Genomic DNA, 11,569 nt, shown 5'->3' with positions numbered 1-11,569 from the left:
GAAAGGACAACCGTGAGCGAGCTCGACACCCGCATCGCCGTGATCGGCCTCGCGGTACGACTCCCGGGCGCCGAGGACGCCGTCGACCTGACGGCCCTGCTGGGCCGCGACGGGAGCGAGGTCGGCGAGGTCCCGCCGAGCCGGTGGGCCCGCGAACTGTACCGGGGCGAGGGCCCCCACCAGGGAACGCACCACCGCGGCGCGTTCCTGGTGGACCCGTTCTCCTTCGACCACGAGGCGTTCGGCATGACCGCCGAGGACGCCGTGTTCCTCGACCCCCAACAGCGGGTGATGCTGGAGGTCGGCGCCCGCGCGCTGGAGGACGCGGGATACCTGGGGGTGCGCCGCAGGCTCGACGCGGGCGTGTTCGTCGGCGCGCGCATGAACGGGTACGGATTCGACCGGGGCCGGGGGCTGGTTCCGCCCGGCACCCCGGGCTCCGCCGGCGAGCCCGGGCCCGCCGCCCTGTGGGGACGGTCGCAGAACTTCACCGCGGCCTGGCTGTCCGACCGCTTCGACCTGGCGGGCCCGAGCCTGGTGGTCGACACCGCCTGTTCGTCCTCGCTGTCGGCGGTATGGCTCGCCTGCCAGAGCCTGGCCGCCGGGACCTGCGAACTCGCCCTGGTCGGCGCGGTGGACCTGCTCATCGACCCGCTGACGTTCGTCCTCCTCTCCCGTACCGGGGCGCTCTCCCCGGACGGGCTGTGCCACACCTTCGACAGCAGGGCCAACGGCTATGTGCCCGGGGAGGGAGCCGCCGCCCTCGTGCTGAAACCGATGCCGGCCGCGCTGGCCGACGGCGACGTGATCCTCGGAGCCGTCAGCGGGGTCGCGGTCAACAACGACGGCCGCACCATGGGCGTCACCACGCCCAGCCTGGAGGCCCAGATCGATCTGCTGGGCAAGGCCTACCGGACGATCGACCCGGCCACCGTCCACTACGTGGAGGCGCACGGCACCGGGACCGCCATCGGCGACCCGATCGAAGTACGGGCGCTCACCGAGGTGTTCACCCGACACGGGGTCCCGCGCAACTCCGTCGCGCTCGGCTCCGTCAAGCGCCGGATCGGCCACCTGCACTCGGCGTCGGGCCTCGCCGGACTCGCGAAGATCATCCTCGCGCTCCGCGAGGGCATCGTCCCGGCCGTGGCGGTGGACTCGCCCAACCCGCGCCTCAACCTCGCCGACAGCCCCTTCCACCTCCCCGACACCGCCCGCCCGTGGCCGGGCGCGCCCGTACGCCGGGCCGCCGTGAGCGGATTCGGATTCGGCGGCACCAACGCCCACGTCGTGGTCGAGGCCGCCCCCGACCCGGCCGGCGTCCCCGCCGGACCGGCGGCGACCGACACGCGGACCCGCCCGGTCCACGTACTGCCGCTCTCCGCCGACAGCCCGTACGCACTGCGCGAACTGGCCGCGCAGTGGCTGGAGTTCCTACCCACCCTGGCGGACCGGCCCGGCGGCCTCGGCGACGCCTGCGCCACGGCCCGACTCGCACGACCGCACCGCGCGGAGCGGACGGCCGTCGTCGGCGCGGACGCCGATCAACTCGCCGCCGCGCTGCGCGCCTGGCTCCTGACGCCCGCCACCCCGCCCGCCCACACCCTCGGCCGTCCCCACACCGTCGTATCGATACGTCCGGAAGCCGCCGCGGCACCGCCCGCGTGGCTGTTCGCCCTCGACCGCTCCACACCGGCCGTGCACGAGGTCGTCGGCCTCTTCGAGGCGGCCACCGGCACGTCGCCGGCCGAGTTCTCCGGCGAACTGCTGCGGATCCTGTCCGCGGTCGCCCTCGCGATCGCCCTGCGCGAGCGCGGAGTGCCCGAGGGGGCTCTGGACCTGCCTCCGGGCTGGGAGGCGGTCGGGGACTTCGCCTGGGGCCGCGTTCCGCTGGAGCGGGCCCTGGCCGACGTCCTGCGCGGAGCCGCCGACCCCGACCACGACACCCGGGTCGGCCCCGCCGGTCACGACGTCGGCGAAATGCTCGCCCCAGCACGCGACGAGCGGGAGGTCGACCGGGTACTCGCCAGGATCGCCGCGGAGCTCTTCCGGGCCGGCCGGGACATCGACTGGCCGGCGTTCCAGCAGGCCACCGGCGCGGCGTGGAACAAGCGGCTGCTGCCCCACGCCCAGCCGCGCGGCCGGGCCCTGAACCTCGCCGAGCCGCTGCGCTCCGCCGAACCCGGATCGCCCGCGGAACTGGTGTCGGACGAGGGTGCGGCCGGGTACACGTACGCCCGCGTCTTCGGCCCGGCCGAGGCCCCCATCGCCCAGCACGCCGTGTACCGCACGCTCATGCTCCCGGGAGTCGCCTGGTTCGACTTCCTGCGCGAGGGCGCCGCCCTGCGCGGCGAACCCTTCCACGGGGCCCGGGACGTCCTCTTCCACCGCCCGCTCATCGCGTCCGGGGCCCGCCGGGTCATCGGCAGGGTCGTCGCGGACGGTCGGTTCCGGATCGAGGACGCCGAGAGCGGGGAACCCTACGTCACCGGCCGGCTCGCCGACGCGCATCCGTCCGAGCCGCCGCTCCCCGTCCCCCTCGCCGGCCTGCTGGCCGACTGCGCCCGCTCCACCGTGCACGCGGGCTCCGGCCTCTACCGGTGGCTCCGCCGGATCGGCTACCACCACGGCCGGTACTACCGGAACATCTCCTGGGTGGCGAGCCTCCCCGACGGCGGCACCCTCGCCCGGATCGAGGGCGCCCGACAGCGGGAGATGAACCCGCCCGGCGTACACCTGTTTCCCGGGCTCCTGGACAGCGTGACGGTCGCGGCGATCGACCCGGCCAACCCGGTGTTCGGCGCGGCGGACGCCACCGCGTTCATCCCGCTCTCCGTGGGCCGACTGGACGTCCTGGGGCCGCTCGACGAAGCCGCCTACGTACGGACGGAGATCGCCTTCTGGAACGACGAGGCCTGCCGGGTCACCCAGACCGTCACCGACGAGGCGGGCACACCCCTGCTGGTCTTCGCCGACATGTCGTCCAAGCGGGTTCCCGTCGAAGCCTTCGCCGCGGGCGAGCCGCCCGCGCCGGCCGAGTCCCCGGCGTCGACGTCGATCGCAGCGCGCCCGCCCGCGCCGGCCGAGCCCGCATCGCCGATCGCAGCGCAGCCGCCCGCGCCCGCTCCGACATCCGTCCGTCCCGCGCCGGCTCCGACACTCGCCCGCCCCGCACCCGCTCCGACACCCGCCCGCCCCGTGGCCACACCGGCGCCCGCGGCACCCGCCGCCACCTCCAGGCCCGTACGAGCCCTCGCCTGGTTCCTGGCGCTGACGGGCACCCCCGAGGAACACGCCGACACGGAGTTCCTCTCCGCCGGCTTCGACTCGGTCGGCCTGGTCACGTTGAGCGAGCGCATCTCCCAGGAGCACGGCCTGTCCCTGTACCCGACGGTCTTCTTCGAGTACCCGACACCGCGGCAGTTCGCCGAGTTCCTCGCGGAGGAGGCGCCCGCGCTCGTCGACGCGCAGGCGACCCCGACCGACCCGCCGCCCGTGGCCACTCCGGATCCCGAGGCCACCGCGGAACCCGAAGCCCCGGCCCCGCCGAAGGAGCCCGCGCTGACGGAGCAAGCTCCGACGGAGCCCGTACCGAAGGCGCGGGCAACCGCCACCGTCACCCCGCGCCCGGTCGCCGCCGATGCCGAGGACACCGCCCACGCCGCCCACGCCGCCCACGCGCAAGCGCACTCCGAGGCCGCCCCGGCCTCCCGGCCGCGCGACGTGGCCGTCGTGGGCGCCGCGGTCCGGCTGCCCACCGCCGGCTCCCTGGCCGCCTTCGCCGAGCTGCTCGTCGAAGGCCGTGACACGGTCCGCCCGCTCCCCGAGGGCCGATGGCAGAACACGGAAGGACCGGTCCCGCACGCCTCGTTCCTGGACCGCGTGGACGAGTTCGACCCGGCTCCCTTCCGGATCTCGGCCCGTGAAGCCCCCCTGATCGATCCGCAGGCACGCATCGTCTACGAGACGATCTGGGAGGCCCTGGAGGACGGCGGCCGCATCGGCGCCCGCGCCCACGGCAGCACCGGTCTGTGGATCGCCTACAGCCACGACCACTACCACGAGGAGCGCGTGCGCCACGGCGTGGCCGAAGGGCGGGGCCTCGGCCTGGAGGCGATGATCGCCAATCGACTGTCGTACCTGATGGACTGGCACGGCCCGAGCGGACTCGTCAACACCCTCTGCTCCTCCTCGCTGGTCGCCCTGCATTCGGCACTCCAACACCTGCGCACCGGTGACATCGACACGGCGGTGATCGGGGCCGTGCACGCCGGTATCAGCCCGGAGTACTTCCGGTCGATGGGCGACCTCATGGCCCTGTCACCCCGGCACCGCAGCCGTGCCTTCGACAGCACCGCCGACGGCTTCGTTCCCGGAGAAGGCGCCGTGGCCGTGGTCCTGCGGAGGTACGACGACGCCGTGCGCGACGGCGACCGGATCCGGGGCGTGGTCAAGGGAGCCGCCGTCAACCACGGCGGACGCACGAGCCGCTACTCCGCACCCAGCCCGCGCGCCCAAGCCGACGTCATCTCCGCGGCGTTGCGGGACGCGGGGGTGTCGGTGGATTCGATCGGTCTGGTGGAGGCGCATGGGACGGGGACGGGTTTGGGTGATCCGATCGAGGTGGAGGGGTTGACGCGTGCGTGGCGTGGGGTGACGGGCAGGTCGCAGTTCTGCGCGATTGGTTCCCTGAAGGGGAATGTGGGTCATCTGGAGCCGGCGGCGGGTCTGGCGGGTCTGGTGAAGGTCCTTCTGGCGATGGAGCACGGGGTGGTTCCGCCGTCGTTGCATGTGGTGCGGCCCAATGACCACATCCGGTTCGAGGAAACACCGTTCTACCTCGCCGACCGTGCGGTGGAGTGGCCGCGTGACGGTGGTCCGCGTCGGGCGGCGGTGAGCGCGTTCGGAATGGGTGGTGTGAATGCGCACGTGATCGTGGAGGAGCCTCCTGTTCGGTCGACGCGTGAGGTGTTGTCGCAGGATTCGTTTGTGGTGCGGGTGAGTGGGGCTGATGAGTCCGCGTTGCGTTCTTTGGCGGGCGTGTATGCGGATGGGTTGGTGGGTGTTTCTGCCGAGGTGTTGGGGGATTTTGCTTTCTCGGCGAATGTGGGGCGTGCGGGGCATCGTTTTCGTGCGGTGGTGTCGGGTGTGGATGCGGGTGTGGTGGGGGCTGGTTTGCGGGATGTGGCGGAGGGGCGGGTTGCTGTGTCTCGTAAGGGGGGTGTTTCGGTTCCGAATGTGTTCATGTTCACGGGTCAGGGTTCGCAGTATGGGGGGATGGGGCGGGGTTTGTATGTGACGGAGCCGGTGTTTCGGGCTGCGTTGGATGAGTGTGCGGCTTTGTTGGTGGGGCATTTGGATGTGCCTTTGTTGGATGTGTTGTTCGGTGGTGTGGGTGGGGGGTTGGATCGGACGCGGTATGCGCAGGTGGGGATTGTTTCGGTGCAGGTGGGGTTGGTGCGGTGGTTGGAGTCGGTGGGGGTTCGTGCGGATGCGGTGGTGGGTCACAGTCTGGGTGAGTTGACGGCTGCGTGGGCTTCGGGTGTGTTGGGGTTGGCGGATCTGTTGCGGTTGACGGTGTTGCGTGGGGAGTTGATGGAGGGGCAGCCGGGTCGGGGTGCGATGGCTGTGGTGCATGGGGATGTCGGGGCTGTGGTGGAGGCTTTGGCGGGGTTTGTGGGTGTGGAGGTGGCGGCTTTCAATGGGCCGCGGGTGGTGACGGTTTCGGGGCCGGCGGATTCGGTGGCGGAGTTTTGTTCGGGGTCGGGTTTGCGGTGTTCTCCGTTGGTGGTGAGTCATGCGTTTCATTCGGTTTTGATGGAGGGTGCGGTGGCGCCTTTCGTGGAGGCGGTGGCGGGGGTGGGGTTGTCGGCTCCGGTGGTGGGGTTTGTGTCGTCGGTGTCGGGTGGTTGGCATTCGGCGGGGTCGGTGGTGGATCCGGGGTATTGGGGTCGGGCGATTCGTGAGCCGGTTCGTTTCGGTGAGGCGGTTGCGACGGTGAGTGGGTTGGGTGCGGGGGTGGTGTGGGAGATCGGTTCGCATCCGCAGTTGACGTCGTTGGCGCGTGCTTCGTGGGTGGGGGAGCAGCCGGTGTGGTTGGGGACGTTGCGTCGGGATCGGGTGGATCAGGTGGAGGTGCACGGGTCGTTGGCGGCGTATGTGAACGCGACGTCGGGGGATCTCGACTGGTCGGGTGTGCATGCGGGGAAGGGGCAGCGGACGATCACCCTTCCCACCTACCCCTTCAAACGGCAGCGGTTCTGGATATCCGCCGGCCCCCACGACACGACGAACAAGAACATCGAGAACGAGACGAAGAGGCACCGGAACCATGGCAAGTGAATACGGACTGAAGCGACACTTCAACGGCGAAGCGGCACGCCTGATCGGTGACAAGATCCGCCCCGTCCACCCCGCATTCGACGTGGAGGACTATGCGGCAGAGGTCGAGGCGCGCATTCCCGACAAGGAACTGAAGGACCGCGTCCTCGTCCTGGCCGAAGGGCTGCGCACCCGCCTCCCCGCCGAATACCCCGATGCCCTGCCGATCCTGCTGTCCGTGCTCGGCGACGAACTGGCCGAGGGGGAAGGCATGTTCAACACCAGCTGGTTCCTCATGCCGGTCGCCCGCTTCGTCGAGGAGTACGGCCTGGACCACCCCGAGGCGTCACTCGACGCCATCGAGGAGATCACCAGGCGACACACCGGCGAGTACGCGATCCGCCCCTACGTCGAACAGCACTACGCGCCGACCATGGAGCGTGTCGCGCTGTGGGCCCAGAGCCCGAGCCACAACGTGCGGCGGCTGGCGACCGAGGGCATCCGCTCCCGGCTGCCCTGGGCCCGGACCCTGACCGTGTTCGTCAAGGACCCGCTGCCGGTCCTGGACATCCTCGAACCGCTGCGCAGCGACCCCTCGGAGTACGTGCGCAAGTCCGTCGCCAACAACCTCAACGACATCTCCAAGGACAGTCCCGACCTCGCGCTCGCGACCGCGCTCCGCTGGCTGGAGGAGAGCCCCACCCCCGAGACCAACTGGATCGTCAAGCAAGGGCTGCGCACCCTCGTGAAGAAGGGCGACCAGCAGGCCCTCGCCATCCTCGGGGCCACGGGCGGCGAGCACGTCAAGGTGCCCCGGCTGCGGATCACCCCCGGGGCGGTGACCATCGGGGACACCCTCGTCATCGACTTCGACATCGAGAACACCGACGACCGGCCGCACAGCATCGCCGTCGACTACGTGGTGCACCACGTGCGCAAGAACGGGCGCAGCATTCCAAAGGTCTTCAAGCTGACCACCCTCGAACTCGGCGCCGGCGAACGGCGGTCCCTGGAGAAGACGCACACCATCAAGGAGATCCAGACCCGCCGCTACTACACGGGCGAGCACACCGTCGACATCCAGGTGAACGGCCTCGCCCTCGCCACCGGACGATTCGACCTCCACACATGAGCGCCGTCGGATCACTCCTCGGCGCCGCCGACCCGCTCGTCTGCGACCACCGGATCGGCGGCGTCCCGGTCGCCCCCGCCGCCGCGCAGATCGACGCCGTACTGTCGGCCTGCGATGCCGCGCGACCCGACCACCAATGGGTGTTGGAACAGGTCGCCTTCCGGACACCCCTGCTCGTCACGGGGGCCGGGACCGAGATCGAGGTCCATACGGCGGAAGACGGCCGGTGCACCCTTCGTTCCGTGCCGCCCGGCAACGACGGCGTACCCGTCGAGCACAGCACCGCCCGGGCCACCGGCAGCCCGCTGCCGCCGCCCCGCTACGTCGACGTGGCCGCGCTGCGGGCCGGCTGCACGCAGCAGGTGCCGTTGTCCGAGGTGGCCGCGTGGCGCGAGGCGAGCGGGATCACGTACGGGCCGGCGTACCGGGCGATCCGGTCGGCGCACCGCGGCCCGGGCCGCATGCTGTTGATGCTCCGGGCCACCGAGGAGGCGAACCCGGCGTCGGCGCCCCCCTTCGTGCCGCCGCCGCTGCTCGACAGCGTCTTCCAGGCGCTCGGCATGCTCGACGACGGCGCCGCCGGGGCCTGCCTGCCCTGGTACATCGGCCGGTTGGAGGCCCGCCGCCGTATGTCCGGCACGGTGATCGCCCTGGTCGAACGGGACGAGCCGGGCCCCGCCGAGGGCGGCGGAGGCGCCGTACGAGGGCGTGCCCTGGTCTGTAGCCAGCAGGGGGAGGTCCTGCTCGAACTGGACCGCATCACCCTCAAGGCCGCCCGACCCACGACTTCCCCGGAGGCCGCCGCACCCCCCGGGTTCGCGACGTCCCCGGAGCCCACGGCGGCCACCCCTGCCCGGCCTCGGCCCGCCGGACCCGCCCGGCGGGTCGAAGCCGGGCAGGCGCCGCCGGCGACCGCTTCGATCGAGACCGTCGTCTGGCACCGGGCGGACCCGGATCCGGGACACGCGCCCGCGGCCGAAGGCCCCGTGCTGGTCGTGTCCGACCACGCCCTCCGTCCCCCGGCGGGCCGGCACGTCCTGCACCTGACGCCGGAGCAACTCGTCGCGGGCGGCCTGGAAACCCTGCCGGCGGACACCGTCTTACGGGACGTGGTGTACGTGGCACCGGGCGGACGCACCGGCGAGGCGCAGGTCTCGCGGGGACTGCGGGAGGCCTTCGCGGTGGTGCGCCGGCTCCTGGCCCGGCCGCCGACGCCCTCCCTGCTGATCGTCACCACCGCCGCCCACCAGGTGACGGCCCAGGACACCGTCGACCCCTTCATGACCGCCCTGTGGGGTCTCGGCCGCACGCTGCGGGTCGAACATCCCCGCAGCACGATCCGCCTGCTCGACCTCAACCCCGACCCGGACCCCAACCCCGACAGCAACCCCGGCCATTCCGACAGGAACCCCGGCGATCCCGCCGGTCCGGAGGGTGACGGTAGCGCCGCGGTGTGGGAGGCGCTCGGTCAGGACCGGCCGGAACTCGCCCGACGCGGCGACACCTGGTACGCACCCTCCTTACGGCCGCATCCGCCGACGGCCGCCACCGATGAGGCGCGCCACCGAGGCGGCCGCTTCCTGATCACCGGCGGCATGGGCGGCATCGGCCTGAGTGTCGCCGAGTACCTCTCCGAAGCGGGCTGCGCCCACCTCACACTGGTCGGACGGACCGTCCCGGACCGGGGAGAGGCCCGGGAGCGCCTCGACAGACTGGCGGCACGCTGCGACCTGGAGATCGTCGCGGCGGACGTCCGCACGCTGCGCGAGGCACTCTCCGGCGCCCCGCGCTACGACGGGGTGTTCCACGCCGCCGGAGTCCTGCGCGACGGGCTGGCACGCGGCCTGACCGCGGATCAGGTGGACGCCGTCCTGGAACCCAAGATCGGCGGGGCGCACGCGCTCGCCGACCTGGTGTCCGGGTACGAACAGCCCGCGTTCGTCGCCCTGTTCTCCTCGGTCGCCGCGGTACGGGCGAACCTCGGCCAGAGCGCCTACGCCGCGGCCAACGCCTACCTGGACGGCTACGCCGCCCGCCAACGCGCCGAGGGCCGGCCCTGGTACAGCCTCGGCTGGGGCCTGTGGACCGTCGGCATGGGCGAGTCCATCGCCCCCAAAGCCGCCGCGCACGGCGTCCCCGCCCTCACCGCGGGCGACGGCATCGACCTGCTCCGTACGGCCCTGGGCCAACCACCCGCGCACTACGTCCTGTCCGCCGCCGCGAAAGCGAAGGATGCACCCATGACCGCTGTGACGCCCGAAACCGGACTGTGGCCGTCGCTCACCCACGCGATCGGCAGGGTCCTGCTCGTCGACAACGTGGCCGCCGAGGACGACCTGCTGGAAATGGGCCTCGACTCGATGATGGCGGTCGAGCTGGCCGCGACGCTGGCCGCCGACGGGCTCGACATCGACCCGATGGTGTTCTTCGAGCGCACCCACGTCGGCGCGCTGCTCGCCCACCTCGAATCGCTCCCGCGCGCCCTTCCCGACCAGGCCCCCACGCCCAGGGCCGCTCCCACCCCCGCGCCCACCCCCGCCCCGATCCGTGAGGTGCGCGCGCCGGCCCCGGTGGACAGGTCGCGCGGCGCGGCACCTCAGCAGCAGCAGTACCGGCCGGCCGTTCCGGAGCGGGCCGCCGGCGCCTCGTTCGTCCCCGACTGGGACCGCTTCAGGGACGCGCCGCACGCCCCGCCCACCCCGGCCGCGCCGCCGACCCCCGTCCCGCCGCGGGCCGGTGGCCCGGCTCCGGCCGCGGTCGGCGCGGCCGTGCCCGACCCCGCCCCGGCGACCGACCGCATACCGCGCCGGACCCTGCCCGGCCGGCTGGCCGACGCACCCCACGGCCGGTTCCTCGACCGCCGCATCGACGCGCTGTCGGCCGAGGACCGTCTGATCGTCGCCAAGGACGAGTACTTCTACGAGCCCGTGATCGAGGAGGCCAAGGGCTCCCGGATCAAGTTCGACGGCCGGTGGTTCCTGAACTTCGCCTCCTACAGCTACCTCGGACTCATCGGTCACGACTACATCGACGACCAGGTCCTGCGTGCCGTCGAGCGACACGGCACCGGCGCGCACGGGGTGCGGCTGCTCGCGGGCACCCTGCACCTGCACCGGGAGCTGGAACTGGCGCTCGCCCGCTTCCTGGGCACCGAGGACGCCATCGTCTTCTCCAGCGGCTACATGGCGAACGTGGCCACGGTCGGCGCTCTCGTCGGCCCCGGCGACCTCGTCATCGGCGACGTCTACAACCACGCCAGCATCCTGGACGGCTACCGGCTCTCCGGCGCGTCGGTCATCACCTACGCCCACAACGACCTCGCCGACCTGGAACGCGCCCTGCGCAAGGTCGGCGACGCGGGTCGGCTGGTCGTCACCGACGCCGTGTTCAGCATGGACGGAGACGTGGCCGACCTGCCCGGCATCGTGGAACTGTGCGAGCGTCACGACGCACCGCTGATGGTCGACGAGGCGCACAGCCTGGGCGTCCTCGGTGACACCGGCCGCGGCATCACCGAGCACTTCGGCATCGACCCGGAACGGGTCGACGTCAAGATGGGCACGCTCTCCAAGACGGTGCCCAGCGCGGGCGGTTACGTCGCCGGGTCCCGGGACCTGGTCTTCGCGCTGAAGAACAACGCCCGCGGCTGGATGTTCTCGGCCGCCGCGACCCCCGCCCAGGTGGCGGCGGCCAAGGCCGCGATCGAGGTGATGGCGGCCGCCCCGTCCCTCACCCGGCAGCTGCGGGCGAAGACGACCCGGTACCGCGAGCAGTTGCGCGCCCTGGGCTTCGACACCCTGGCGAGCGAGACGCCGGTGGTGCCGATCATCTGCGCGACCGCCGACCAGGCGGGGGAGATGGCCCGGCTCTGCCAGCTCGACGGGCTCTTCGTCCAACCGATCGTCTACCCGGCCGTGCCGCGCACGCTGCCCCGGCTGCGGACCATCGTCAACCTCAGCCACTCCGACGCCGACCTCGACGCGGCCGTCGTGACGCTGGAGAAGGCCGGCCGTGCCTGTGGCCTCATCCACTGAGCACTGACCGGGCGGAGCGCTCCACAGAACCGACGGGACACCACCGTGCGCCGATGGCCGCACGGCAACCAAGGGGGAATCG

General features: G+C 72.2%; 3 protein-coding genes. All 3 read left to right on the top strand.

The genetic code is table 11. The annotated features are described in order from the left end of the window. The first annotated feature begins 12 nt into the window (after positions 1-12). From OG906_RS04735 to OG906_RS04725, 3 genes are read left to right on the top strand one after another with little or no spacing between them, the layout of a single operon-like run. The gene (locus tag OG906_RS04735) at positions 13-6,342 is read left to right on the top strand and encodes a polyketide synthase (RefSeq protein ID WP_329440277.1); all 6,330 of its coding nucleotides are present in this window, start codon (positions 13-15) and stop codon (positions 6,340-6,342) included. Then, complete coding sequence (locus tag OG906_RS04730) at positions 6,332-7,453, top strand: DNA alkylation repair protein (protein WP_329440276.1); 1,122 nt, start codon at positions 6,332-6,334, stop codon at positions 7,451-7,453. The genes OG906_RS04735 and OG906_RS04730 overlap by 11 nt, the downstream gene beginning before the upstream one ends. Next, complete coding sequence (locus tag OG906_RS04725) at positions 7,450-11,487, top strand: bifunctional SDR family oxidoreductase/pyridoxal phosphate-dependent aminotransferase family protein (RefSeq protein WP_329440275.1); 4,038 nt, start codon at positions 7,450-7,452, stop codon at positions 11,485-11,487. The genes OG906_RS04730 and OG906_RS04725 overlap by 4 nt, the downstream gene beginning before the upstream one ends. Positions 11,488-11,569 lie beyond the last annotated feature (82 nt).

This window comes from Streptomyces sp. NBC_01426, assembly GCF_036231985.1.
Taxonomy (GTDB): domain Bacteria; phylum Actinomycetota; class Actinomycetes; order Streptomycetales; family Streptomycetaceae; genus Streptomyces.
Note: the sequence above shows the minus strand (reverse complement) of the source record. Positions and strands in the feature narration are given on the sequence as shown.